Origin of the sequence: Mycobacterium ahvazicum (genome assembly GCF_900176255.2) — a bacterium.
In the GTDB taxonomy this organism is placed as follows: Bacteria; Actinomycetota; Actinomycetes; order Mycobacteriales; family Mycobacteriaceae; genus Mycobacterium; species Mycobacterium ahvazicum.
Window position 1 is genome coordinate 903,758 of sequence record NZ_FXEG02000002.1, and the last position, 25,371, is coordinate 929,128.

Consider the following 25,371-nt stretch of genomic DNA (forward strand, 5'->3'; position numbering starts at 1 on the left):
CGGAAGATGCGAGAACTCGCGAGGCCACGGCGTCGATATGTAGGGCGCTGGTTGTTCAACGCCGAGGGCGAGTCAAATCATGACATAAGGGTCGGCGCTGCTGGGCCGGTGGCGGGTGCGGCGGCGGTCGCGGAACTCGGCCGCCGCCCCGCCCCAACCAGCCGATTAGGCGTTGATGACCTCCCGTTGGTCGATGGCCTGGCGTCCCTCGCCGCGGCCGATGTTGATCTTGCGGGGTTTGGCTCTTTCGGCCACCGGGATGCGTAGGCGCAGGACGCCTTCGGTGTAGGACGCCTCGATCTTGTCGGTGTCGAGGTTGTCGCCGAGCACCAGCTGTCTGCTGAATACGCCGCGGGGTCGCTCGGTGGCGAGCATCTCCCGGTTGGGATCGAGGGCCGGACGTTCGGCCCGCACGGTCACCACATTCCGCTCGATGTCGATGTCCAGAGAATCGGCGTCGATTCCCGGCAAGTCGAACTCGACGACGAATTCTTCGCCCTCACGCCAAGCGTCCATTGGCATCACCGCGGGGCGGGCGGCCGTGCCCAGTACTTGTTGGGCGAAACGGTCCAGGTCCCGGAAGGGGTCGGTACGCATCAGCATTGCAGCCATCTCACACTCCAATCTGTTGCCATGTTGTTGAACTTATCTATGCCACCTGGCATAGGTTTTATATATCACTGTCGAAAGTTTAGTGCAAGTGTGATAAACAGGTTTTCTGTGCGAGCAAGCGAGGAGGTGCTCGATGACCGACATCCCGGACGAGACCAGCGCGCCGTCGCCCGACCATGGCGTGTACGGCATCTCGGTCGCCGCTGAGCTGTCCGGCGTCGCCGTGCAGTCGCTACGTCTCTACGAGCGCCACGGCCTTCTGATGCCTTCTCGCAGCGATGGCGGAACCCGACGCTACAGCGCCGACGACTTGGCGCGGCTGCGGCGCATCAGCGCGCTGGTCGACGCCGGCGTCAACCTCGCCGGCATCGCGCGCATCCTCAGCCTCGAAGACGACAACGCGGAACTATCCGCGGCGAACTCCGATCGGCGCTCGAGCAACCGCACCTTACGCTCGGCTGCGAAAGTCGGGAAATCCAAAGGGAAGAAATGAACTATGCGACCACGCGGAATCGTTGCGCGGTGGGGTCGGCGGGGTCGGGCAACGTCATGCCCGCCGCCACGCCTGAACGCAGGTAATCGATCACGGCTTCGTCAAGAAACTCGCCGGGTACGACCGCGGGGATGCCGGGCGGATACGGCGTGATCTGCTCGGCCGCGATGCGGCCGGCGGCCTCGACGGCAGGCACCATCTCGGTCGGCCCGAAGAACGCGTCGCGGGGCAGGCATGCGGTCTCGAGCTGCAATTCCGCCGGCGCCGGCAGCTTTATCGCTGGCGGCCGCTCGAAACCCGTTGCCGCTTGCCGCCATTCGTGCATCCCGGCAACGAGCCGGTCTGCGGTCTGCTTGTCGTCGGCGAACGACATGGTGGCCAGTACGCGACGGTGATCGCTCATCCCCAGGTCGATCCGGCGGTTTTCGCGAAGCCAATCCCCGGCCTGGTATCCCGATGCGCCGGTCGCCGCGATGTCCATCAACACCTGTGTGATGTCGAGGTCGCAGGACGCCTCGGCGCCGAGTAGCTCGTCGCCGAGCACCTGCAAGTCCGGAATCTCTGCCAGGCGGTCCCGCAGATAGCCGGCGAGTTCGAGTTCGGCAGAAAGCAGGTCGTGCCCCCGCTCGACCATCTGACGTCGCCAACCATCCAGGGCCGCATACACCATCACGTTGGGGCTGGTTGTCATCAGCAGGTCGGCGCACGCCGACAACAGGGTCGGATCGACCAGGTCGCCCTGCAGGTGAAAGACGGAACCTTGCTCAAACCCGGCTCCCATCTTGTGGACGCTGACCACGCAGACGTCCGCGCCTGCGTCCATCGCCCACGTCGGCAGGTCCTCGTGAAACGGTAGGTGCGCCCCCCACGCCTCGTCGACGATCAGGGGCTTGTGCCGTTGATGGCAGATGGCGGCGATGGCGGCGATGTCGGCACAGGTGCCATACGGGCTGGGGCTGACGATCAGGGCCCCGGCGGCGTCGGGGTGTTTCTCCCAGGCCGTCTGCACCTGCTCCGGCGAGGGCGGATGCGAGAAGTGCAACTCGCTATCCCAGCGCGGGGTGATCCATCTGGGCCGCACGCCCGAGAAGATCAAGCCCGCGACGATGGATTTGTGGCTGTCGCGGGGGACCAGTAGCCCGCCATCCGCCCCGCCGGCGACCGCCATCATCGCGGCCTTTACCGAAAGCGAGCTGCCACAGGTGGAGAAGAACGCCGTGTCCGCGCCGACGGCGTCGGCCATCAGCTCTTCTGCGCGCGCCAGATACTTTCCGCTGGCCTTTCTATCGTCGAGCCCGCCGGTGGCGAGGATGTCGGCACGGAAGGGTTCCTTACCCAATACGGCCAGCACGCGTTCGTCGGTCCCGGCTCCCTGGCGGTGTCCCGGCGGGGTGAAGCCGTACCGGTCTTTGCGGTGATAGTCGGCCAAGGCATCCAGCAAGGGGGCTTGCGACTGATCCATGTTTAACCGGGTACCCGACGCTGATGGCTCCAATCTGGCGACCGAGTGCGCCCGGGACGATTCGATGAGCAGCGGGCGTGCGGCGGCCGAGGATTTTCCGCCACATGTACTGAGGCAGTACTCATTGCTCGCCGACGGCGAACGCGGCGTGATTGTCGGGCCGCGCGGCGACTATTGCTGGATGTGCCTGCCAAGCTGGCACAACGGCGCGGTGTTCAATTCCTTGCTTGGTGGCCCCGGCGTTTACGCCGTGGCACCCGAACAGTCGCGATTTGTGTGGGGTGGATATTACGAACCGCGGTCATTGATCTGGGTTTCGCGGTGGGTGACCAACGACGGGATCGTCGAATGCCGCGAGGCGTTGGCGATGCCGGCCGATACCCACACCGCGGTGTTGTTGCGCCAGATTCACGCGGTGGACGGGCGGGCGCGGATGGCCATCACCCTGGACGTCCGAGCCGGATTCGGCGCGTGCGCGATGACGGACCATGATTGCGGCGAGGACGCCGGAACTCAGATGTGGACCGGCAGATCCGGGTCCTGTCGATTCCGATGGATGGGGGCCGACGGAGCCAGCGTCGGTGACGACGGCGCACTGCACGCGGTGCTCGACGTCGCGGCGGGACGTGACCACGATCTAATTCTCGAATTGTCCGACAGTGAACTCGACGCCCGGCCGATGCGGGCACGGGAAGCCTGGGCTGCCACCGAAAATGTTTGGAAACAAGAAGTTCCGCAAGTCTCCGATAGCCTGGCCGACTTCGACGCAGAGGTTGCGTACGCGGTGCTGCGCGGCCTGACCAGTAGCTCCGGTGGGATGGTTGCCGCGGCGACGACGTCGTTGCCGGAGCGGGCCGAACAAGACCGCAACTACGACTATCGATATTGCTGGATCCGCGACCAGTGCTACGCGGGGCAGGCCGCCGCTGCGGCCGGGTTGTATCCGCTGCTCGACGATGCCGTTCGCTTTGTGAGCGAACGCATCCTGGCCGATGGCCCAGGGCTCAAGCCAGCCTATTCGGTGGACGGCGTCGCGCCGCCGCGCGAACAAGACCTCGAGCTACCGGGCTATCCCGGCGGCGTCGCCAGAACGGGAAATTGGGTGTCGGACCAGTTTCAGCTGGACGTCCAGGGTGAGGCGCTGTTACTACTGGCGCAAGCGGCCCGCCTGGATCGTCTTGATGCCTCGCATTGGCGAGCAGTTGAAATACTGATGCATACCATCGAACAGCGTTGGGATGAACCAGATTCCGGAATATGGGAACTGCACGAGCAGCGTTGGGCGCATTCCCGATTGATGTGCGCAGCCGGGTTGCGCGGTATTGGTGCGGTGGCGTCACCGAGGTTAGGCGCTGAGTGGCAACACCTTGCCGATCGGCTGATCGCCGATGTGGATTCGGACTGTCTGCATCCCAGTGGGAGATGGCAACGGGCCCAGGGTGATCCGCGCATCGATGCAGCGCTGTTGTTGCCCTCGATTCGAGGCGCGATCCCGGGGAACGACCCGCGTACCGTCGCCACGATTGATACGGTTCGCTCGGAGTTGACCGAGCAGGGCTTCGTCTATCGGTTCCGCCCGGACGGCCGAACGCTCGGTGAGGCCGAGGGGGCATTCGTGTTGTGTGGCTTCCTGATGGCGCTAGCCGAACACCAGCAGGGTAATGACCTTGCGGCGGTGCGATTTTTCGAACGCAACCGGACGGCGTGTGGGCCGCCCGGGCTGTTCGCCGAAGAGTACGACGTGGGGCAGCATCAATTGCGTGGCAATCTGCCGCAGGCGTTCGTGCACGCCCTGCTCTTGGAAACGGCATATCGTCTCACACCTTGTCGTACGTAAGACTGCCGATTGGCCTGACCGACACCGGGTACCCGGCCTGCCGAAATACCTTTGACGACCGTAAAGGAGTTGCGATGACGGGAATGTCGGAGGCCGGTGCGCACGTGCTTGGTGGTGCACGGCGCGAAGCCGACGTCTACCGTGGCGACAATCCCAGGCCATTGGGGGGATATCTGGTAGTCCTTGGCGCCTATGGCCTTGTGGTGGCTGTCGCTACCGTGCTCGCGGCGCTCACCGGGCGCAGCCTGCCGCAACGATGGCGCCTGCACGATCTCGTCACAGTAACCCTGGGCGCGCACAAGTTCTCGCGAATTGTGACCAAGGACGCGGTGACGAGCCCCCTGCGAGCACCCTTTACCCACTTCGCGGGTACTAGCGGCCCGGCCGAGGTGAACGAGGAGGTTAGGCAGGCAGGTTCGTTGCGGCACAGCATTGGCGAGTTGCTGACGTGCCCGTTTTGCTTCGATATGTGGGTGACGACCGGCTTTGTCATCGGGCTGATCTTCGCACCCAGATTCACCCGCCTGATCGCCGGCACCTTCACTGTGCTGGCGGGCGCCGACTTTTTGCAGCTCGCCTACGCCAAGGCGCAGCAGGCAGCGGAAAGCTAGGCAGCGCAACAGAGTTCGCAGTCATTTTTCAACGTTGAAGAATGAGTCTCCGTCCTCCGGCGTGCCGTCGATCTGGCCGCGTTCGCGACCGTGAGCCTGCGGGTCGATGCGGTCTAGCTCGTCGTCGCTCACCAACTCGACCTCGTCGGATTCGTCCGAATACCTGGATGACTGGCCGACCCCCGAATCGTCGGGAGTTTCCGCCGCGAGTTTCTCGTCGAGTGACTCGTGATCGTCGGCATCGATCCACCGGTTCGGCGGGTCTACGACTTCGTCACCGTCGTCGTTGCGCACCTCGTCGGAATCGAGGCTTTCGGACTGGTCCAGCATGTCGTCGTTGTTGCTATCCACACTGGCCGATTGCCCGACGGCACAGGGGATTAAACGCCGGTGTCGCCCGGTCCGGGTGATCAGGACCTTTCGTTAACGGGCCCTACCTTCGTCATTTGGCTTCGTGACCGATGATTCCGATTCGCCAGCGTCAATAAGGTTTTGGGTCATGGCTCCCGCGGGTGAAACAGAACTAGCCGCGGCTTATGATTGCGCCAAGCACCACGGTCACGCTCAATAGGTTGATCGCCCCCCCGCGGTGCGGGGGAGGCCCGGCTCCCTTGAGGGGGTATGCATGCCGGACGGCAACAACACCATCGTCGCGGAATTGGCAGAGCTGGTTGCCAGCATCGAGCGCCAGAGCACCGCAACCGAGACCGGGCTCCAAGAGCTCATCGAACGCGGTACGGCGCATGTCGCCGGTTGCCAATACGCAGGAATCACCCTGGTCGACGCGGGCAAAGCGATCACCAATGTGGTTGCCACGCATCGCTACGCGACGGAACTCGACGCCGCGCAGCAGCGCTACCGGGAAGGGCCGTGCGTCGCGGCCGCTTGGGAGCACCACATGATGTGCGTCGCGGATCTCGGCGCAGACGAACGTTGGCCCCGTTATCAACAATTCGCCCTGGAGAACACGCCGATCCGCTCCGTATTGTCCTACGAGCTGTTCGTCGACGGCAGCACGACGGCGGCGCTGAATTTCTATGCCGAGCAACCACATGCATTTCCCGACGAATCGGTTGAGCTCGGCGGCGTCTTCGCCACCCATGTCGCGCTGGCGTGGTCGATGATGCGGCGCAAAGACCAATTTCGCAGCGCTCTGGCATCGCGGGACCTCATCGGTCAGGCCAAAGGCGTGATAATGGAGCGATTCAACATCGATGCCGTCGAGGCATTCGAACTCCTGACCCGGCTATCGCAGCAATCCAATCGCAAGCTGATTGATCTGGCCGAGGCGTTGATCGAGAGCGAACATCCGCTCAAGGGCCGGCATCGGCCTTAGTGCTCGATCGGGAAGGGTACGGTCCGGCGCTCGGCGATGAGCCGTTCGCCGAGGTCATAGTCGTCGTCGGCGTTATGGGTCAGCACCCCGACCACCGTATCGCCCGACTCGTACCACACGGTGAACCCGTCGCGGTGCTCGCGTAACTGGCTGCGTTCGTAGCCGTCACCCCAGGCGTGATACTTCAGGGTCGCGTCGCCCACTGAAGTCCAAAACCCCGGCACGCCAACCCATTTGGTAGGCCAGCTTGCTGCGCACGCTCCCGCGATCGCGCCTTGGTCACTCGCGTCTTGCCAGTGTTCGACGACCAGGTGACGTCCTGCGACCTCATGGTGCGCCAAGGCGACGTCGCCGGCAGCGTAGACGTCGGGTGCCGTGGTGCCCATGTCGGAGCCGACGACGATCCGCGAGTCACGCATCTGCAGTCCCGCCTCGGCGGCGATGCGGCTCTGCGGCGCGACGCCCGTCGCCGCGAGCACCAGATCGCAGTCGATGGTGACGCCATCGTCGAGCCGGACACCCGCATCGGTGATTTCTTCGACAGCGACCCCACCGACATGGCGAGCCCCGGCACCTGTCACCAGATCGCGCAGCCGTTCGGCGGCCTGGCTGCCTAACCGCTTCTCCTGCGGAAGTGCTTCTGGGGCAACCAGAGTCACTGAGACATTGCGCAATGCCAGGGAAGCTGCGGCCTCGCAGCCGATGAAGCCGGAGCCGATCACCACGGCGGAGTCGGCGTTGTCCGCGGCGTGGCGCAGCGCGGTCGCGTCGGCCAGGGAGCGCAACAGCAGGGCCCGCTGACCGCCGGGCACGGGTGGGGCCTGCGGCGCCGCACCGCACGCCAAGATCAAGCTGCCGTACGTGTGCCGCCGGTCGCCGACGTAGAGCGTGCGCGCAGCGAGGTCCAGGCGATCGACTCGGGCGTCCGTGGTGAGCTCGATGCTCCGCTCGGCGAACCACTGCGCATCGTGCAGTGCTACGTCCTCGGTCTGACCGCGCAGGTACTCCTTGCTCAGCGGTGGGCGCGCGTAGGGCACGTCGACGTCTGCGGTGAGGATGTGCACCGGCAAGTCCGCGTTGTGCTCACGAAACGACTCCGCCGCCGCTACCCCTGCCGGCCCGCTGCCCACGACGATCAATCCGGAGTCGACCACTACGGCGTGATACCCGCACAGCGGAGGCTAAACCGGTGCCTTGTTTTGACGACCCCGACGCGGGTAGCCCGCCGTGTATGAAAGCCGTGACCTGGCAGGGCAAGCGCGACGTGCGCGTCGAGTCGGTGCCCGACCCGAAAATCGAACAGTCCACCGACGCCATCATCGAGGTGACTTCGACCAACATCTGCGGATCGGATCTGCACCTGTACGAAATTCTCGGGGCGTTCATGAACCCGGGTGACATCCTCGGCCACGAGCCGATGGGGATCGTCCGCGAGATTGGTCCGGAAACCGGCGACCTGCAGGTCGGTGATCGGGTGGTGATCCCGTTCCAGATCTCCTGCGGCAGCTGTCACATGTGCCACCACGAACTCTTCACCCAGTGTGAAACCACCCAGGTGCGCGAACAGGGCATGGGCGCAGCGCTTTTCGGCTACTCCGAGCTCTACGGCTCAGTACCGGGCGGGCAGGCCGAGCTGCTGCGCGTTCCGCAGGCCCAGTTCACCCACATCAAAGTGCCTGTCGGGCCGCCGGATTCGCGGTTCGTATATCTCTCGGATGTGTTGCCGACCGCATGGCAGGCGGTCGACTACGCCAACATCCCGGACGGTGGCACGGTGGCGGTGCTCGGGCTGGGGCCGATCGGTGACATGGCCGCCCGCATCGCCGATCATCTCGGATACCGCGTTATCGCGGTGGACCTGGTGGCCGAACGCCTGGCTCGCGCCGCGAAGCGGGGCATTCATACCATCGACATCGGGCACCTCGACGTTTCGCTGGGTGACGCGATCCGCGACCTGACCGACGGGCGTGGAGCCGATTCGGTGATCGACGCGGTGGGCATGGAGGCGCACGGCTCACCCACGGCCAAGTTCGCCCAACAGGCGACCACCGTGCTGCCGGATGCGATCGCCAAGCGCTTGATGCAGACCGCCGGTGTGGACCGGCTCAATGCGCTGTATTCGGCCATCGACATCGTTCGCCGCGGTGGGACGATCTCGCTGATCGGCGTCTACGGCGGAATGGCCGACCCGCTCCCGATGCTCACGCTTTTCGACAAGCAGTTGACCCTGCGCATGGGGCAGGCCAACGTGAAGAGGTGGGTCGACGACATCATGCCGCTGCTGACCGACGACGACCCGCTCGGCGTCGACGACTTCGCCACTCACGTCCTGCCGCTGGACCAGGCCCCGCACGGCTACGAGATCTTCCAGAAAAAGCAGGACGGAGCGGTAAAGGTTATGCTCAAGCCATGAGCTGTACTGCCCGAGTCGCGAAATAACAAGTGCACTATGGCGTTTCGCACAGTTGTTTGATCGCGGCATGTCTCGGGTATCAAGTGCGCCATGACTAGAGCCGACGCGCCTGTTCCCACGCCCACCGGTGAATTGTGGCCGGGCAAGGCGTACCCGCTGGGCGCCACGTACGACGGCGCCGGCACCAATTTCGCGCTATTCAGTGAAGTGGCTGAGCGCGTGGAGTTGTGCTTGTTCGACGCCGACGGCACCGAGACGCGGGTAACGCTGCCCGAGGTCGACTACTACGTCTGGCACGGCTACATCCCGGCCATCGAGCCCGGTCAGCGCTACGGCTACCGCGTCTATGGCCCTTACGAGCCCACCGAAGGTTTGCGCTGCAACCCCAACAAGCTGCTGCTGGACCCGTACGCGAAGGCCATCGACGGAACGTTCGACTGGAACCAGTCGCTGTTCAGCTACAACTTCGGCGATCCTGACAGCCGCAATGACGACGACTCCGCGACGAGCATGCCGAAGTCCGTGGTGATCAACCCGTACTTCGACTGGGGCAACGACCGTCCGCCGTCTCACGAATACGCCGACACCGTCATCTACGAGGCACACGTCAAGGGCCTGACGCAGACTCATCCGGACATTCCCGACCAGATCCGCGGAACGTACGGCGCCATCGCGCACCCGGTGATCATCGACCATCTCAAAGGTCTGGGTGTCACCGCTATCGAGCTGATGCCGGTGCACCACTTCGCCAACGACTCCACGTTGGTCGACCGCGGACTGTCGAATTACTGGGGCTACAACACAATTGGCTTTTTTGCGCCCGATTTCAAATACACCAGCTCGGTGTCACCGGGTGGTCAGGTGCAGGAGTTCAAGGCGATGGTGCGCGCCCTGCACGAGGCCGGTATCGAGGTGATCCTCGACGTCGTCTACAACCACACGGCCGAGGGCAACCACCTGGGGCCGACGTTGTCGATGCGCGGCATCGACAACCAGGCGTACTACCGGCTGGTCGACGACGACAAGCAGTACTACATGGACTACACCGGCACGGGAAACAGCCTCAACGTCGGGCATCCGCACTCACTGCAACTGATCATGGACTCGCTGCGGTACTGGGTGACCGAGATGCACGTCGACGGCTTCCGGTTCGACCTGGCCTCGACCTTGGCCCGCGAGTTCTACGACGTGGACAAACTTGCGACGTTTTTCGAACTCGTGCAACAGGATCCGACCGTCAGCCAGGTCAAGCTGATCGCCGAACCGTGGGACGTCGGACCCGGCGGCTACCAGGTGGGTGGCTTCCCGCCGCAGTGGACGGAATGGAACGGAAAATACCGCGACACCGTCCGCGACTTCTGGCGCGGCGAGCCGGCCACACTCGACGAGTTCGCCTATCGGCTGTCCGGATCGGCGGACCTTTACGAGCACACCGGGCGCCGGCCGGTGGCGTCGATCAACTTCGTCATCGCCCACGACGGGTTCACCCTGCGCGACCTGGTCTCCTACAACGAGAAGCACAACGAGGCCAACGGCGAAGACAACAACGACGGCGAGAGCCATAACCGTTCGTGGAACTGCGGTGCCGAAGGGCCGACCGACGACGCCGCCGTCAACGAATTGCGCGCTCGTCAGCAGCGCAACTTCCTCACCACGCTGCTGCTGTCGCAGGGCGTCCCGATGATCTGCCACGGCGACGAGCTGGGCCGCACGCAAAACGGCAACAATAACGGCTACTGCCAAGACAGCGAGCTCACCTGGGTCGACTGGGACAATGCCGACACCGGCCTGCTGGAGTTCACCCGCACCGTTTCGGCGCTGCGGGCCCAACATCCGGTGTTCCGCCGGCGGCGATTCTTCTCGGGCAAGCCGGTCGGCCGCCGCGGCCAGGACGGGCTGCCCGACATTGCCTGGTTCGCCCCCGACGGCGACGAAATGACCGACGAGGACTGGGGTGCGAGCTTCGCGAAATCCGTCGCGGTGTTTCTCAACGGGCACGGCATTCCCGACCGCGATACGCGCGGTCAGCGGGTGATCGACGACTCGTTCCTGCTGTGTTTCAACGCCCACTACGAGCCGCTCGAGTTCACCCTCCCGCCGAAGGAATTCGGCGCCTCTTGGCAGGTGGTGGTGTTCACCGGACCTGAGGAGACCACTCCTGCCGACGAGGTGCCCGGGGGCGGCAAGCTGACCGTGGATGCCCACAGCGCGGTAGTGCTGCAGGTGTTGTCCGACGGCGGCTGAATGCGGCCGCCGTCGGACCAGGGCGCGTTATCGGTGACTTTCGGCCGATGATCTGTGACCTTAAGCCCCAGACACGCGTATGCCTTCCCGTGCAAAATGGCGGTTGCGCCGCCGCATGGGAAGGGGCAGCTCGTGCAGAGATCAGACCCCGACGCATGCCTGAACGACGTGGCCTGGTGCCGTCGAGTCGCGTTGTCGATGGTGTTCGTCATCGCGGTTCTGTCATGGGCCGGCTGGGCGGCCGGTGTCGACCGGTTGACCCGCATCCACCCGAACTGGCCGCAGATGATGCCGTGGACCGGCGTCTGGCTGGTGGCGCTGGGAACGGCGATTTGGGCGCAGTCGGGTGACCCATCGCGGGGCCGGGTGTTTGCCGGCCGTGTCCTGGCCCTGGTAGTGGGGGTTTTAGCCCTGACCACGCTGGTCGAGTACGGGACTCACGGGTCCGCCGGCCTGGACGAGGTGTGGTTCGGCGACGCGGTGCGCGCGTCAGGATGGACCTGGCCGGGCCGGCCAAGCGTACAGACTGCGACGTCGTCCGTGCTCCTGGCGACCGCGGCCGGGCTGATGCGGGTGGAGGGCAGGGCTCCGGTGGTCTGGCCCGCGTTCATCGCCGCCGGCGGGGCCATCCCGTTCGTCACGGTCGGGGCCTACCTGTTCGACGCCCTGGCGCTGGTGGGGACCTCGCCGACGACCGGCCAGGCGCTGATGACGGCGCTCGGGCTGTTGCTGCTCGTCGCCGCGATCGTGCTGGCGCGCCCCGACCGGTTTCCGCTCGCTTGGCTGCTCGCCCGGCCCGACAAGGCGTCACTGCTGCGTCTGGCGACGATCCTCGGCGGCTTTCCGGTCGTGGTCGCGGTGGCTCGGCCGATCTTTCTGTGGCTCGGATTCGGTGAGCAGACGGTCTGGACCTTCTCGATTTTGCTGGGCACCGCCACCGTCGGGGCGATTACGTTCTTCTTCATCCAGCGCGAGCAGAAACTGCTGATAGAGAAGGAGCAGGAGAGTAAGGAACGCGCCGAGGCCGAGATGCGCTATCGCATCCTCGCGGACAATGCGGTGGACATCGTCGTACACCTGCGCGGCAGCGAGCTTGCGTGGGTCTCGCCGTCCGTCGAGGCCGCGCTGGGCCTGCCGCCGCAAGCCTGGACCGGCCCGGATCTGGACCGCTACATCCATCCTCAGGACGTCGAGGCCGTCAGTGCCGCGCTGAGCAGGGTCGCGGCCGGTGAAGCGGTCCTGCAACGCTTCCGCGTGCACTCCACCGACGGCGTGTACCACTGGGTCGAAGGCCACGGAAAACCGTACGTCGACGCCGAGGGCAACACCGACGGTCTGATCGCCGCGATGCGCATCATCGACGAGCAGGTCGAGGCCGAGCAGCGGCTGGAACGGCTGGCCCGGTTCGACCCGCTCACCGGCCTGGCGAACCGGGCCGAAGCCATGGGCCGACTCGCCGCGGCACTGGAGCAGACACAGCCCGAAGGAATCAGCGTGGGGGTTCTTTACTGCGACGTCGACCATTTCAAAGAAATAAACGACACCTGGGGACACGGCGTTGGCGACCTCGTGCTCGCCACTTTGGCAACACGGATCCAGAAGAGCGTCCGCCGGGGCGACACCGTCGGCCGGACGGGAGGTGACGAGATTCTCGTCCTGCTGCCCGGTGTGCGCAGCGCCGACGAGCTCACCCGGATCGCCGAGAAAATTCGTTGTGGTGCCGCCGAACCCATCCACGCGTCCGGCAAGACGTTCCGCGCGACCCTCAGTATCGGCGCCACGATTGCATTTCCCGGCGAGTCCGTCGACGCGGTCACCTCCCGTGCGGACGGGGCCATGTACAAGGCCAAGCTGGGGGCCAGGAACACCGTCCAGCAGAGTTAAGCAGCATTGGTCGCGCAAGGTGGCCTTCGACCTCATGGGCGTGTGCCGCAGGCCCTGTCCGCCGCGGAAGCATGACGCGCCCTGATGACTCTCTTGCGGATACCGCAAGCCTGAGGCTCGAATTCTACCCGGCGGTTACGTGTTCCACCCGTGGTGGATACGCTGTGCCTGCAGCGGGCTCGTTACAGGAGAGGGCAAATATGTCACGGACAGTGGTGGTCGGCGCGTCGAGTGGCCTGGGGCGCTGTATCGGAATCGGGCTTGCCCAACGCGGCGATCGGGTCGCGTTGCTGGCCCGCCGGCGTGAGCGCCTCGAGACCGCTGCGAAGGAGGCCGGGCCGGGGGCGATCGCCGTCGAGTGCGACATCACCGACCAGGCCTCGTGCCGGTCGGCCATCGGTGCGGTAGCCGACACTTTCGGCGGCATCGACAACATCGTGTACACCCCGGCCATCAGCCCACTGGTCCGCATGGTCGACACCGACGCCGAGACATGGCGCCGGATTTTCGACACCAACGTGGTCGGGGCGTCGCTGGTGACCGCGGCGGCGATGACCCACCTGACCGAGTCGGCGGGCAAGGTGGTGTACCTGTCCTCCGACGCGGGCCCGTACGGTCCGCCGTGGCCTGGGCTCGGCGCCTACGGCGTCAGCAAGGCGGCGCTGGAACGACTCGTCGAGGCGTGGCGATCCGAACACCCCGACGTCGGCTTCACCAACCTGATCGTGGGGGAGTGCGCCGGCGGCGAGGGTGAGGCGGCGACCGGGATGAACGCCGGCTGGGATATGGACCTGACCATGCAGGCCTACCCGCTCTGGGTTTCGCGCGGCTGCATGCCGGGCAAGTTGATGCCCGTCGAGGACCTGATCGACGTGGTCCACACGATCCTTCGCACCAATGCGTCGACGTCGATGCCGCTGGTCGTCGCCCGTGGCGCGCCGTCGAGCCCCGCCGCTTTCGCCGAGGCCAATCAGTCCTAGCTCAGCGACCGGTGAGTTTTTCCCGCACCAGGTCGGTGACGAAGCGAACCGGCGACACCGGCTGGAACGCCAGGGCCGCCTCGGTGAGTGCGTCGCGAGACGCGACGGGCAGCTCGATGTCGCCCGCGGCCACGTTGAACTCGAGCTGTTCGACGCTGGATGCGCCCGGAATGGCGACCACGCCCGGATAGCTGATCAGCCAGGCCAGCGCGACCTGGGCCGGCTTGGCGTCGACTTCCTTCGCGACGTCGCGCAACAACTGCAGCAATGGCTCGAGGCGCCGCAGGTTTTCGGTACCGAATAGCGAGTTGATCGCACGGACGCCGCCGGGACGATTGTCGACGCTGTACTTGCCGCCCAGCAGCCCTTGTTCCAGTGGGCTGTAAGCGATCACGACGCGGTTCTCTCGTTCGGCGAATGGCACCAGCTTCTTGAGCGCCTTGGGGAAGGCGAGCGAGAAGTGGACTTGATTGCTGATGACCGGGCGGCCCAGCGCGGCGTCGGCTTTTTGCCAGCGCTCCAGCGAATAGTTCGAGACGCCGGCCGCGCCGATGTCACCGCTGTCGATGAGGTCGCGCATGCCGGGCATGATCACCGAGTCGGGGACCACAGGGTTGGACTGGTGGATCTGGTAAAGCGGGATGCGGTCCAGTTGCAGCCGCCGCGCGCTGGCCCGCTCGCGCTGCTTGATCACCGCCGGGAAGGGTGCGACCGGCATGATCTTGCTGGCCACCGCGACCTCGGCACGTTTGTCGCCGAGCGCCTCGCCGAGAATCCGCTCGCTCTTGCCCAGGCCGTAGACCTCGGCGGTATCGAACAGCGTCACCCCCATCGCCAGCGAGCGCTGCACGATGTCGCGGGCGGCGCCGGCGGCGTACTCGTCCCCGTAACCCCACTCGCGCGAGCCGAATTGCCAGGTACCCAGCCCGATCCGGCCGACCCGGCCCACTCCGTCGACGTCGAGATACTTCATGTGCTCACCGTACTGGGCCGGGCGAGCACATGTGATGGTCAGTCGGGGATCTTGTTGAGGACGTAGTTGACGATGCTCACGGCCGTTTGGCGAGGGCCGCTGGCATCGGTGGTGCCGAGGCTGACGACATACAGGTCGACCACGACGTTGGCTTTGGCCGCCGCCGCCCGGACGAATCGCACCTTCAGGCCCTTGGGTGCCAGATCCATCGTGGTGATGCCGTTGCCGGCATCGGCGGGCGGGCTCAGCGACAACGTGTACGTCGGGCCGCCGCGGGCGGTCAGCGTCACCGGGGCTCCGCCGCAATCGCGCCAGCCGTCGACCAGCTTCGTGCCCTGTGTTTTCGCGGTCGGCGAATCGCGAAACGCCATGACCGCCTGGATCACCTGGATCGACTTCAACAGGGGTTGCGTATCGGCGAACGCCTCCGCGCGATACCGCAGCATGGCCTTGAGGTCGTAGGCCTCCGGGGCGCCGGGCATCACGGCGCCCCAGCACTGCGGACGATCGATCGTCGCATCTGTATCGCTTTTACTCGGCCGATCCCAGGTTTGGCCGGCCTCCAGGTTCTGGTCGTTGGTCAGGCTTTTCAGGGCATCCAGCTTGGGCAGCAGCCTGATGACGTCATCCGGCGCCACCTTGGGTGCCGGCGGTGGCTCGGCGGGGGGGCCGGGGGGGGCCGGGATTGCCGGCGCCGCGGTTTGTTGGGGGCGCGAGCCGGACAGCGTGGACAACGTGACCCACCCGATCAACGCGACGACGGTCAGCGTGATGAACGCATATGACAGGGACAACCCAAAGAGTGCCCGGTCACGTCCGAGCTCACCGGTGCGGCGGATCTGCGCGAGGCCGAGATGCCCGAGAAGCGCTCCGAGGGGGGCGAACACAAATGCGAACACCAGCGATAACGTCGCGAAGGTGTTGACGGGCGGGCGCTGCGGCGGCGAAGGTGGCGGCAAGAAGATCGGCGGTCCGACCGGCGGCGGGCCGTACGGAACGCGGCCCAGCGGATCGTAGGTGAGGGACTCCGGGCTAAAGGGATTGTGTCCGAACGGATCCTGAGGGTTCGTCGCGGCCTCCTAGGTCTGGGATCCTGCCCAGACTCTAATACCGGGACTCAGGCCATCGGTAGTTGTGAATAGATTGAACCCGCGCGTGTTTGACGCGACGATCACTGGGTACGCGCCCGCGGTGAGCCTTCGTAGCCGGGTATTTCGGATGCTCAGTCTCGGCGGATACGTTGCGTTCGACTTGCCCCGGACGGTAACCGGTGTGGGTGCGTTGCTGCTGCTGGGCAACGCCGCGTCGCACCTCTATGTCCTGACCAGCCAGCCGGCGTTGCCCTGGTACTTCGTGGTCTACGCAACGAGCGTCATCGCAGGCTGCGCCCTGAGCGCGGGAACGATCTGCCTAGGGCGCAGTTCCGTTATCGAATCAGGTTGGTTGCTCGGGAGCCTGCTGTCTCTCGCCGTAGTCGGCGCCGACATCGGCACTCGGATGGCGAGCCTCGCAGCCATGACGTCCGTGACCGGGCGATGGGATTTCGCTCCGGCTACCTTCGCCCTGGCCTTCGCCGGCGCGTTCCTCGCACTACGCGCGACAGTGCTGCTGAGGATCAACGTCGCCTATCCGCAGCGGCAGCACTGGGCGGATTGATCGGATCGCAGCATGACGACGCTCGACTATCCGGCCTGGCTTCGTGTAGACCATTGGCTCAACGTGCTGTTTCTGACGTTGTTGCTGCGCAGCGGCATCGAGATCCTGTCCACACATCCCAAGTTGTACTGGCATGACGACAGCAAGCCGGGCACCGAATGGGCGCGGTTCACCACCAAGAAGATGCCGACCGACAAGCTCTACGACACCCTCGACGAAGAAGAGGATTACAGCTCGTTGGTCGCCCTGCCCGGACACAAGAAACTCGGCATGGGGCGTCACTGGCACTTCGTCTCGGTGCTTGGCTGGGTCGCGGTCGGGCTGTCTTACTACATCCTGCTGTTCGCGACGGGCCAATGGCACCGGTATTGGCCGTACTCATGGTCGATCTTCACCGAAGCATGTCACGACATCGTCACCTATGCGACGTTCAATCTGCCTCCACTGCTGCCCGGCGAACCACTGGACGCCGTGCAGAAACTCACCTACGCGGCGGTCATTTTCGTGCTCGCCCCCTTTCAGATCCTCACCGGCGCGGCTCAGTCGCCGGCGATCGAGGCGAGGTTCCCCTGGTTCGTACGTCTCTTGGGTGGACGGCAATCGGCCCGCAGTCTGCATTTCGCTGGACTGATCGCGTTTCTGGTCTTCATCGCGATCCACCTCTCGATGGTCTTCTTCTGGGGGTGGGGCCGACTCACCGCTTTGATGATCTTCGGTTCAGTCCGCAACGAGAACTGGTCGACCGCATGCTCTTTCGTGATCATCTGCGCTGTCGTTGCCGTGCATGTCGCGGCGACGGTATGGAGCCTGCGCCGCCCGGTTCAGGTGCGCCGGGTGCTCGGCGCGGTGGTGACGCGGGTTCGGCTGATTCTGCTGCGGCCTCTGAATTCCCGGCAGAACTATCCGCGACGAATGCTGTCGGACGAGCATCGGGTCAACGGCAAACCACCGTGTTCGGTTGCCTACAAGGTGATGGCAGTGCACAACTTCGTCGACTGGCGACTGCGTGTCGGCGGGCTCGTCGAACAACCGGTGACGCTGGACCTGGACGCGCTACGGACGCTGGCCGAACCGGAAAGTCAACGGGTACTGCACAATTGCGTCCAGGGTTGGTCGAGCATCGGCGAATGGACGGGGCTGCCGCTGGCGCTGCTCGCCGATCTGGTGCGTCCGCTTCCCCAGGCGCGCTACGTGTGCTTCCTGACCATGCAGGACACCGGTAGCGACGAACCCAGCGGGGAAGGAGAGGGGCAGTTCTACGAGGTGATGGATCTCGAACTCGCCTACAAGCCGCAAACCATTCTCGCCTACGAAATGAACGGAATGCCACTGCCCATCAAGCACGGTGCGCCGTTGCGGCTACGGGTGGAGACTCAGGTTGGCTTCAAGATGGCTAAATGGATCAACCAGATCGAGTTCGTCGACGACTACCGTGGCATCGGCTATGGCTTGGGCGGCTGGCGCGAGGACAACGTCCATTACGACAAGGATGTGGAGATCTGAGATGCGCGAGGTCATGGTCCGTCCCGAGCTGCTCACCCTGGACCGCGCCGCGCGCGACCGGGTGCTCGCACGGGTCGCGCAGCAGGGCGGTCACTGCGGATGTTGCGGTGCAAGGGAATTCGACGTCGGAGACGCATTGTTCCTCGGCTTCCTGTTCCTGGACGAAGACCGCGACGCGTATATGGTGGCGTTGACCTGTCGAAACCCGGAGTGCGCCAAGCCACGCACCGCAATCATCCTGCACGAGAAGGACTTTCTGAGCGGCGACTACGCCGGCCCGGACGGAAGCGTTTGGCGGCAGTTGGCGGGGCATCGGTGAATACCGGCTGAGCAAGCCGGAATCGATCGATCACATCCGACAGGGCGTGGAGCTCAGAACGCAGCCCTTTGAACCTGCATTCGTCCAGATCGGTAAGCCGACCCGCCGTGCTGTAGTGCACCATCCGCCGCCACCGTCCGGCCAACGCGGCGCCCCACCTGATGCTGAAGTCGTAGCGCTCGCCCTCGGTCACCGGCTCGTGGCGTTTGTCGAGTTGCCTGAGCGCCGCGATCTGCTCGCTGAGCAGCTCAACGTCCTCGTCGATGTCAATCGCCTTGTCTGGCATGTTCACAGCCGCGGCTTTGCGATGCTCACCACGTAAGGGGAGTCGGCGAGGGTGAGAAAGATCCGGTGTGGGCCTACGGCCAGACCCGAAAGTCGCGCCGCGCCAGCAGCTGCCGGCAAACCGGAACGGTACGGGATAACGCTGAGCGCCGGGATCGTCCGGTGCGCGAAGCCGGTAAAGCTGTCGGACTCGAACACCACCACCTCCTTGTCGGTGACCGCATAGATCCGGGTGTCATCGGTGGCCAGATCACGAATCGGCGAAGGCAATCGGGCGCTGGCGAGAACCTGCAACCCCTGCCCGCCCCGACGCGAGCCGACCGCATACAGCATGTCGCTGTCGTGGCCGGCCACATAACTGCGGGCGACGGCGGTGCCGTCGCCCGCCCAGGCCGCGACATCCATGCGCAGCGCCCCGCGCTCCTGCGGGGGTGATGACGAACCGCGATAGTAGCGGATTCCCGACGACCCGTAGAGGTGGTAATCGATTCCGCGGCCACGGTTGGCGCCGTCGACGCTGTCGGCGGCATCGCCGGGCACGGACGCGGTTGCCAACTTGCGCAACCCGTACTGGTCCACCGGTGTCACTGACCTTCCATCGGAAGAAAGTACGAGCAGGATTCGCATCCCGGCATCTTCTGACAGGTAAGCCGGGGCGGGGCCGGCATCGAAATCCGCTGTCTGGCAAAGTGTTTCCAGGTCAACCAGGGCGACCTTGCCGCGCTCCGGTTGCGGGACGAAGACATAGCGGTCATCTTTCTGACCGATCTGCAGATTGCGTCCAACCGCCATCGGCGCAGACAGCCGGGTCTTGGCGTCTTGGTGGTGAGCGCCGGTCGTGACCTCGGCCAAGCGGTGATCGTCGGTCAGCGCGACCAGTGCATGCATGTGGTAGGACCACACCGGCTGGTGCAGGGCCGTGCCGACCGACCACAGGACAACTTCGGGCGTGCTCTGCAGGGCGGTACCCGGAACCGAACATCCGCACGCCACGAAAGCCGAAGCGGCCACGAAGCAGTGGAGCAATCTTGCGCGGTGGCGAATTCCAGCGGCCACGTTCGCTCACCATCCCCTCGTAGAGCTCCTGCCTGGCGAATGTTTGGTGACTGTCCTGACGGGTAGCCGCTTGCGGGCGCGTCAAACAGTCCGGCGTGCCGAACCACCATCAATTCTGGGGAGGACTTCATGGCTCAGTCCGCCGTCACGTCGCCCACCGATGTGGTCGACTTTCTTACCGGCCAGCACGATCAGATCAAGTCGCTATTCGCCAAGACGCTGACTGTGTCCGGTGAAGCGCGGGAAAAGGCGTTCGTGGACTTGCGGAGATTGCTTGCTGTCCACGAAACCGTCGAGGAAGAAATCGTTCATCCGCGGGCCAAGCGGAAGATCGCCAATGGCGACGCCGTGGTTGGGCAGCGGCTGGAGGAAGAGCACGAAGCCAAGACGGTGCTGCAGCAATTGGAAAAGCTCGACGTCGACAGCGAGGAATTCACCCGGCTGCTGACGGAGCTTCGCGACGACGTTCTCGAACATGCCGAACACGAGGAGAAGGACGAGTTCGCGCGGCTGGGGCAGGAATTGAGCAGCGAGGAACTCGAAAGCATGGGGCGTGCCGCCAAGCTTGCCGAGGCGATCGCGCCCACCCGGCCGCACGCTGGAGTCGAGTCGCAACTTGAGAATCTGATTGCAGGCCCGTTCGCGGCCATGCTGGATCGGGCTCGCGACGCCATCACCGGCAAGGGCTGACCCGTTTCGGGTCGGTAGCCAGGGGTACGCCCAGGGACATGACATCCCTGGGCTACTTCCTGTCATGCGAAGAATCGACTCCCGACGAGCTGGTCCACCAAGCCGTGCGCGCCGAATCCGCAGGCTTCGAACGTTTGTGGATTTCCGACCACTTTCACCCGTGGAACGACCAGCAGGGACAAAGCCCCTTTGTCTGGTCGGTCATCGGCGCGCTCTCCCAGGCATGTTCGTTGCCTATCACTACCGCGGTCACCTGCCCGATCATGCGGATCCACCCCGCCGTGGTCGCGCAGGCGGCCGCGACATGCGCGGCGCAACTTCAGGGGCGATTTGTCTTGGGCCTGGGCTCCGGCGAGGCGCTGAACGAGCACATCATCGGCCAGCACTGGCCTCCCGCGGCGATCAGACGCGAGATGCTGAAAGAAGCGGTAGATGTGATACGGAAACTGTTCACCGGCAAGCAGATCAGCCATCACGGCAGATACTTCACGGTCGAGAACGCCCGGATATACACGCTGCCGACGCACGAGATACCGATTTACATCTCCGGATTCGGTCCGCGTTCCGCCCGTCTGGCGGGCCGCATCGGCGATGGCTATCAAGGCATCATGCCGTCGCGCGAATTGCTGTCGGAGTTCCAGCAGGCCGGCGGGGCGGGGAAGCCAAGTCAGGCGGGCTTCAAGGTGTGCTACGCCGAGACCACCGAAGCGGGCGTTCGGACTGCGCACGAGCTGTGGCCGAATGACCAGCTTCCTGGTGAACTGGCCCAGACGCTTCCTACTCCAAAACATTTCGAGCAGGCGGCCAGCCTCGTCACCCCGTCCGCGGTACAAGAGGCCGTGCCCTGTGGGCCGGATCCCGAGCAGTACATCGAGCGTATCCGCGCGTTTGTCGACGCCGGCTACGACGAGGTATACATTCAGCAGATGGGCTCGGAGCAGGACGAGTTCTTCGACTTCTGGGAATCCGAGATCGCGCCGCGGTTCGCCGCCTGAGAGCAGACCATGACCGCCGCAAAGGGTGCTGAGCGGTACCTGCCCGAGAATCGTTCGCTTCGTTCGCTGGCGGCAGCAGCCGAAACATGCCAGGGTTGTGCACTTTTCGAAAACGCCACCCAGACCGTCTTCGGCCACGGTAAGGCCGAGGCGCCGATCATGCTGGTCGGTGAGCAGCCCGGGGACCAGGAGGACCGCGCGGGCCTGCCGTTCGTCGGCCCAGCGGGCAGACTACTCGCCCGGGCCCTCGGCGACGCCGGCATCGATCCGGCGACGACGTACCAGACGAATGCGGTCAAGCATTTCAAGTTCACTCGCAAGGGTGGCGCACGCCGGATCCACCAGAAGCCCAGTCGCACCGAGGTTGTCGCATGCCGGCCGTGGCTGCTCGCCGAGATTGAGGCGCTGCGGCCGCAGGTGATCGTGTGCCTCGGCGCGACGGCCGCGCAAGCCCTCCTGGGAGCATCGTTTCGGGTAACCGCCCAGCGCGGAGAGCCCCTGCGGTTGCCGGCGGCGGTGGACGTGCGGCTGGAGTCCGAGCCGGCTGTCGTGGCGACCGTGCACCCTTCGGCCGTGCTGCGGGACCGCAGCGACGGTCATGTCGAGGCCTACCGCGCATTCGTCGATGATCTGTGCAGCGCCCGCGAAGCCGGTATGCCCTCAGCAAGCTAACGCGGCACCGGCCGTCAGATGGATCGGAAGTAGGCCGTCGAACCCGCATGCTTCGACGAAGCGTTTCACCCGTGGCTCCGCGCTGACAAGGCGCATAACGATGCGGCGCTCGTCGCATCGTCGCGCTTCATCGGCCAGCACGCCGAACGCACAGCAGCTCATAAAGCTCAAGCTGTTGACATCGACGACGAACGTCCCGGGAGACCGAGCTGCGTTGGCTGCCTCGCTAATCAGGCGACGCCAGATGTCCACGTTGAATGCGTCGACCTCTCCGCCCGCGTGAACGACCACCGCCACGTCGCTACGTTGGGCGACTGCCCGCAATCTGCTCTGCGCATCGCTGAGTTCGGAGACCAGCTGGCTGCTCAAGCTCAACCGTGTGGTGAACGGTTGGGCGACATCCGCATTCATGGTGCCGCGGTATGCGAGCCGGGGGCGGCCAGCCCGGCGGCCAGAACTTGTGCGACGTGCATCGGCCGGCGCTCGGGAGCGAGATCGCGAATCTGGGTGCGGCAGCTGAAGCCGTCCGCCAGCACCAGAGCGCCCGGATCTGCGTCGCGCAGTGCGGGCAGTAGTTTGTCCTCGGCGCAGGCGACCGAAACGTCGTAGTGCCCCTTCTCGAAGCCGAAGTTCCCTGCCAGGCCACAACATCCGGCATCGAGGAGCTCGGCGTCCACTCCGGCATCGGCGAGCAGATGCTGCTCATCGCCATAGGCATCGAGTACCGCGTGCTGGTGACAATGCTGCTGGATGACGGCGGTGCTGTCGATCCGGGGTGGCTCCCAATCCGGAGCCTTGCCGGCCAACAGCTCGCCCAGCGTGAATGTCTGCTCTGCAAGCCGGTGTGCGTCCTCGTCGCCGTAGAGAAGTTCGGGCAGATCGGACCGAAAGACAGCGGCACAGCTGGGTTCCAGCACCACCACCGGCGTGCCCGATCGAAGTGCCGGGCGTAGCGCGGAAAGTGTCCGGCGCATGACGCGTTTGGCGATCCTGAGTTGACCGGTCGAGATCCAGGTCAGCCCACAACAGACCGTTCGGTTCGGCACTTCAACCTCGAAGCCCGCCGCTTCCAGCACCGCGATCGCCGCGCGCCCGACTTCGGGCTCGAAATTGTTGACGAAAGTATCCGGCCACAGCAGTACCCGGCCGCGGGGTTTCGCATTGACGGCAGGTCGATAGTGGTAGAACCACGTGGTGAATCGTTCGTCCGCGAATCGCGGCAGCTGCCGCTGAGGATCAATCCCACCAACCTTTTTGACCAAGGCAGCCAATCCACGCGCATGCGTCGCGGAATTCAGCAGATGCGGCGCGGCCCCGGCCAGCCGGGCCCACAGCGGGATCCAGCCCATCGAGTAGTGGGCCATGGGGCGTAGCCGGCCGCGGTAGTGATGGAACAGAAATTCCGCCTTATAGGTTGCCATGTCGACATCGACGGGGCAGTCGCTGCGGCAACCCTTGCAGGCCAGGCAGAGATCGAGCGCATCGTGAACCTCGCTGGAGCGCCACCCGTCGGTGATCACATCACCCTGCACCATCTCGAACAGCAGGCGTGCCCGTCCCCGGGTCGAATGCTCTTCCTCGCCCGTCGCGCGGTAACTCGGGCACATCACGCCCGACTCGTGGCCGCGGCACTTGCCCACCCCCACGCACCGCGCCGCGGCCCGTGAGAATCGATGGTCGTCGTGTGGAAAGGCGAATTCGATATTCGGCTCGTTCGGGCGGTAATTCACGCCCAGGCGCAGGTTCTCGTCGAGTTTGTAGGGATGCACGACCTTACCGGGATTCATCCGGTTACAAGGGTCGAACAGCGCCTTGGTCCGCTCGAAGGCTCCAACGATGCGCTCGCCGAACATGAGCGGCAACAACTCGCCGCGGGATTGGCCATCGCCGTGCTCACCGGATAGCGAGCCGCCGTACTCCACCACTAGTCGCGCGGAATCTTGTACGAAGGCACGGTATTTGGCAATGCCTTCCGCTGTTCGCAAATCGAACGGGATCCTCGTGTGCACGCAGCCCTGCCCGAAGTGCCCATAGAGCGAAGACGTTCCGTAGTCGTAACGGTCGAGCAACCGGTGAAAGTCGCGCAGATAGTCGCCGAGGCGGTCTGGCGGTACCGCGGCGTCTTCCCATCCCTCGTGGGTCTCGGGCTCGTTGGGCGGATACGCGGTGGCCCCCAATCCGGCCTCGCGCGCTGCCCAGACTTCCTTTTTGCGGGTTGGGTCGTCCAACACGGTGACGCCATTGTGCTCGACCTTGTGCAGCGCATCGATCATGGCCTTGGCCTTGCGATCCGCCTCGTCCTGGTTGTCGCCGTCCAGCTGAACCATCAACCACGCGTTGCCATCCGGCAGCTGGCGCAGCGCCTTCTCGGCCAACCGCCTCGAGTGCTCCAGCTCGACCAGGCGGTGATCCAGACCCTCCAGCGCGGAGGGCTCATGCTTGAGCACGGCGGGTACCGCGTCAGCGGCGGATCCGATGTCATCGAAGCCGATCACCGCCAGCGCGCTGGCCGCCGGCACGCGCACCAGCTGCAGCTCCGCGCGCAGCACCGTAACCAGCGTGCTCTCCGAGCCCACCAAGGCCCTGGCGACGTCAAACCCGTTCTCCGGCAACAGCGAATCAAGGTTATAGCCAGAAACGCGTCTCGGGATGTTCGGGTATGTCGAGCGGATGTCGTCGGCGTACTCTTCGGCAATTGCCCTCAGGCCCCGGTAGATCTCGGCTCGCCGATCGTGTTGGTCGAGGATTCTCGCAAATTCTTCGTCGCTGGTTGGGCCGACCCACATTCGCAGCCCGTCGTAGGTCAGCACTTCCAGCCGGCGTACCGAGTCGACCATTTTGCCGTAGGCCTGGGCGGTGGAGCCGCAGGAGTTGTTGCCGATCATGCCGCCGATCGCACAGCTGACGTGAGTGGATGGTTTTGGACCTACCATCCAGCCCGACGACGCCAGATGGTCGTTGAGCACGTCGAGCTTGATTCCCGGTTGCACCACCGCAATTCCGGCGTCGGTGTCCACCGAACCCACCCTGGTGCAGTACTTGCTCCAATCGATCACCACTGCGGCGTTACAGCACTGCCCGGCCAGACTGGTGCCGCCGCCTCGGGACAGCACCGGCACATCGTGCCGGCGGCACACGCCAATCGCATCGGCACCAGCATCGGGGGTGCGCGGTACCACGACGCCGATCGGCACTTGCCGGTAGTTCGACGCGTCGGTGGAGTAGGCCGCCCGCGAGCCGGGATCGAACCGGATCTCGGCGTCGACATTGGCGCGCAGGTCATCGGCCAGCGCGTCGAACAATTTCGGTGCGCGGTGTGCGTGTTTGGCCGGCATGTCAGCTCCTCGTCG

Annotated in this window: 23 protein-coding genes; 14 read left to right on the forward strand and 9 right to left on the reverse strand. The window is 64.9% G+C overall.

Features of this window, described 5'->3' with window-relative positions; all coding sequences use genetic code 11:
• Nucleotides 1–165: 165 nt before the first annotated feature.
• Nucleotides 166–603 (reverse strand): Hsp20/alpha crystallin family protein, encoded by a 438-nt coding sequence (locus MAAFP003_RS06545; RefSeq protein ID WP_096285466.1) that lies wholly within the window; start codon nucleotides 601–603, stop codon nucleotides 166–168.
• A 142-nt stretch (nucleotides 604–745) separates the two neighbouring features.
• Here MAAFP003_RS06545 and MAAFP003_RS06550 point away from each other — a divergent pair, with 142 nt between their 5' ends.
• On the forward strand, nucleotides 746–1,105 hold the full coding sequence (locus MAAFP003_RS06550; protein WP_096285468.1) for a MerR family transcriptional regulator: 360 nt from the start codon (nucleotides 746–748) through the stop codon (nucleotides 1,103–1,105).
• 1 nt (nucleotide 1,106) lies between these two features.
• On the opposite strand, the gene MAAFP003_RS06555 is transcribed toward MAAFP003_RS06550, so the two are convergent.
• The gene (locus MAAFP003_RS06555) at nucleotides 1,107–2,567 is read right to left on the reverse strand and encodes an aminotransferase class I/II-fold pyridoxal phosphate-dependent enzyme (RefSeq protein ID WP_096285470.1); all 1,461 of its coding nucleotides are present in this window, start codon (nucleotides 2,565–2,567) and stop codon (nucleotides 1,107–1,109) included.
• A 64-nt stretch (nucleotides 2,568–2,631) separates the two neighbouring features.
• On the opposite strand from MAAFP003_RS06555, the gene MAAFP003_RS06560 reads away from it, so the two are divergent.
• Nucleotides 2,632–4,404, forward strand: a complete 1,773-nt coding sequence (locus MAAFP003_RS06560) for a glycoside hydrolase family 15 protein (RefSeq protein ID WP_096290916.1) — start codon at nucleotides 2,632–2,634, stop codon at nucleotides 4,402–4,404.
• Nucleotides 4,405–4,478: 74 nt separating this feature from the next.
• Nucleotides 4,479–5,015, forward strand: a complete 537-nt coding sequence (locus MAAFP003_RS06565; RefSeq protein WP_096285471.1) for a DUF1360 domain-containing protein — start codon at nucleotides 4,479–4,481, stop codon at nucleotides 5,013–5,015.
• A 21-nt stretch (nucleotides 5,016–5,036) separates the two neighbouring features.
• On the opposite strand, the gene MAAFP003_RS06570 is transcribed toward MAAFP003_RS06565, so the two are convergent.
• Nucleotides 5,037–5,345 carry a hypothetical protein gene (locus MAAFP003_RS06570; RefSeq protein ID WP_096290917.1) on the reverse strand — a complete coding sequence of 103 codons (309 nt, stop codon included), beginning with the start codon at nucleotides 5,343–5,345 and terminating at the stop codon, nucleotides 5,037–5,039.
• A gap of 295 nt (nucleotides 5,346–5,640) precedes the next feature.
• Here MAAFP003_RS06570 and MAAFP003_RS06575 point away from each other — a divergent pair, with 295 nt between their 5' ends.
• Complete coding sequence (locus MAAFP003_RS06575; RefSeq protein WP_096285473.1) at nucleotides 5,641–6,351, forward strand: GAF and ANTAR domain-containing protein; 711 nt, start codon at nucleotides 5,641–5,643, stop codon at nucleotides 6,349–6,351.
• On the opposite strand, the gene MAAFP003_RS06580 is transcribed toward MAAFP003_RS06575, so the two are convergent.
• Nucleotides 6,348–7,505: an NAD(P)/FAD-dependent oxidoreductase gene (locus MAAFP003_RS06580; protein WP_096285475.1), complete on the reverse strand. Its 1,158-nt coding sequence runs from the start codon at nucleotides 7,503–7,505 to the stop codon at nucleotides 6,348–6,350. The genes MAAFP003_RS06575 and MAAFP003_RS06580 overlap by 4 nt on opposite strands.
• A 77-nt stretch (nucleotides 7,506–7,582) precedes the next feature.
• Between MAAFP003_RS06580 and MAAFP003_RS06585 the strand changes: the two genes are divergently transcribed.
• The 4 genes from MAAFP003_RS06585 to MAAFP003_RS06600 all read left to right on the forward strand — a co-directional run bounded on the left by MAAFP003_RS06585 (nucleotide 7,583) and on the right by MAAFP003_RS06600 (nucleotide 13,872).
• On the forward strand, nucleotides 7,583–8,764 hold the full coding sequence (locus MAAFP003_RS06585) for a zinc-dependent alcohol dehydrogenase (protein WP_096285477.1): 1,182 nt from the start codon (nucleotides 7,583–7,585) through the stop codon (nucleotides 8,762–8,764).
• 90 nt (nucleotides 8,765–8,854) lie between these two features.
• On the forward strand, nucleotides 8,855–11,008 hold the full coding sequence (gene glgX, locus MAAFP003_RS06590) for a glycogen debranching protein GlgX (RefSeq protein ID WP_096285479.1): 2,154 nt from the start codon (nucleotides 8,855–8,857) through the stop codon (nucleotides 11,006–11,008).
• Nucleotides 11,009–11,140: 132 nt separating this feature from the next.
• Nucleotides 11,141–12,892, forward strand: a complete 1,752-nt coding sequence (locus MAAFP003_RS06595) for a sensor domain-containing diguanylate cyclase (protein WP_243393793.1) — start codon at nucleotides 11,141–11,143, stop codon at nucleotides 12,890–12,892.
• A gap of 212 nt (nucleotides 12,893–13,104) precedes the next feature.
• Nucleotides 13,105–13,872 (forward strand): SDR family oxidoreductase, encoded by a 768-nt coding sequence (locus MAAFP003_RS06600; RefSeq protein ID WP_096285483.1) that lies wholly within the window; start codon nucleotides 13,105–13,107, stop codon nucleotides 13,870–13,872.
• A 1-nt stretch (nucleotide 13,873) separates the two neighbouring features.
• Here MAAFP003_RS06600 and MAAFP003_RS06605 read toward each other — a convergent pair whose 3' ends face one another.
• Both MAAFP003_RS06605 and MAAFP003_RS06610 read right to left on the reverse strand, forming a co-directional pair.
• Nucleotides 13,874–14,845 (reverse strand): aldo/keto reductase, encoded by a 972-nt coding sequence (locus MAAFP003_RS06605; RefSeq protein WP_096285485.1) that lies wholly within the window; start codon nucleotides 14,843–14,845, stop codon nucleotides 13,874–13,876.
• A 38-nt stretch (nucleotides 14,846–14,883) separates the two neighbouring features.
• Nucleotides 14,884–15,744 carry a sensor domain-containing protein gene (locus MAAFP003_RS06610; RefSeq protein ID WP_243393795.1) on the reverse strand — a complete coding sequence of 287 codons (861 nt, stop codon included), beginning with the start codon at nucleotides 15,742–15,744 and terminating at the stop codon, nucleotides 14,884–14,886.
• A 292-nt stretch (nucleotides 15,745–16,036) separates the two neighbouring features.
• Between MAAFP003_RS06610 and MAAFP003_RS06615 the strand changes: the two genes are divergently transcribed.
• The 3 genes from MAAFP003_RS06615 to MAAFP003_RS06625 are packed head-to-tail and all read left to right on the forward strand — an operon-like array spanning nucleotide 16,037 to nucleotide 18,323.
• Nucleotides 16,037–16,501: an oxidoreductase gene (locus MAAFP003_RS06615; RefSeq protein ID WP_243393796.1), complete on the forward strand. Its 465-nt coding sequence runs from the start codon at nucleotides 16,037–16,039 to the stop codon at nucleotides 16,499–16,501.
• Nucleotides 16,502–16,513: 12 nt separating this feature from the next.
• Nucleotides 16,514–18,004: a molybdopterin-dependent oxidoreductase gene (locus MAAFP003_RS06620; RefSeq protein ID WP_096285489.1), complete on the forward strand. Its 1,491-nt coding sequence runs from the start codon at nucleotides 16,514–16,516 to the stop codon at nucleotides 18,002–18,004.
• Nucleotide 18,005: 1 nt separating this feature from the next.
• Nucleotides 18,006–18,323 carry a hypothetical protein gene (locus tag MAAFP003_RS06625; protein ID WP_243393797.1) on the forward strand — a complete coding sequence of 106 codons (318 nt, stop codon included), beginning with the start codon at nucleotides 18,006–18,008 and terminating at the stop codon, nucleotides 18,321–18,323.
• A 288-nt stretch (nucleotides 18,324–18,611) separates the two neighbouring features.
• Here the strand turns inward: MAAFP003_RS06625 and MAAFP003_RS06635 are convergent, their stop codons facing one another.
• Nucleotides 18,612–19,619: a hypothetical protein gene (locus tag MAAFP003_RS06635; protein ID WP_243393798.1), complete on the reverse strand. Its 1,008-nt coding sequence runs from the start codon at nucleotides 19,617–19,619 to the stop codon at nucleotides 18,612–18,614.
• Between the two features lie 174 nt (nucleotides 19,620–19,793).
• Between MAAFP003_RS06635 and MAAFP003_RS06640 the strand changes: the two genes are divergently transcribed.
• The 3 genes from MAAFP003_RS06640 to MAAFP003_RS06650 are packed head-to-tail and all read left to right on the forward strand — an operon-like array spanning nucleotide 19,794 to nucleotide 22,021.
• On the forward strand, nucleotides 19,794–20,354 hold the full coding sequence (locus MAAFP003_RS06640; RefSeq protein WP_096285493.1) for a hemerythrin domain-containing protein: 561 nt from the start codon (nucleotides 19,794–19,796) through the stop codon (nucleotides 20,352–20,354).
• 38 nt (nucleotides 20,355–20,392) lie between these two features.
• Entirely contained in the window at nucleotides 20,393–21,349 is a 957-nt protein-coding gene (locus MAAFP003_RS06645; protein WP_096285495.1) for a TIGR03557 family F420-dependent LLM class oxidoreductase, read from the forward strand.
• A gap of 9 nt (nucleotides 21,350–21,358) precedes the next feature.
• Nucleotides 21,359–22,021, forward strand: coding sequence for a UdgX family uracil-DNA binding protein (locus tag MAAFP003_RS06650; protein WP_096285497.1), 663 nt, complete (start codon nucleotides 21,359–21,361; stop codon nucleotides 22,019–22,021).
• On the opposite strand, the gene MAAFP003_RS06655 is transcribed toward MAAFP003_RS06650, so the two are convergent.
• Together MAAFP003_RS06655 and MAAFP003_RS06660 are read right to left on the reverse strand one after the other, a co-directional pair.
• On the reverse strand, nucleotides 22,010–22,432 hold the full coding sequence (locus tag MAAFP003_RS06655) for an anti-sigma factor antagonist (RefSeq protein WP_096285499.1): 423 nt from the start codon (nucleotides 22,430–22,432) through the stop codon (nucleotides 22,010–22,012). The genes MAAFP003_RS06650 and MAAFP003_RS06655 overlap by 12 nt on opposite strands.
• Entirely contained in the window at nucleotides 22,429–25,356 is a 2,928-nt protein-coding gene (locus MAAFP003_RS06660) for an FAD-binding and (Fe-S)-binding domain-containing protein (protein WP_096285501.1), read from the reverse strand. The genes MAAFP003_RS06655 and MAAFP003_RS06660 overlap by 4 nt, the downstream gene beginning before the upstream one ends.
• Between the last annotated feature and the right edge of the window lie 15 nt (nucleotides 25,357–25,371).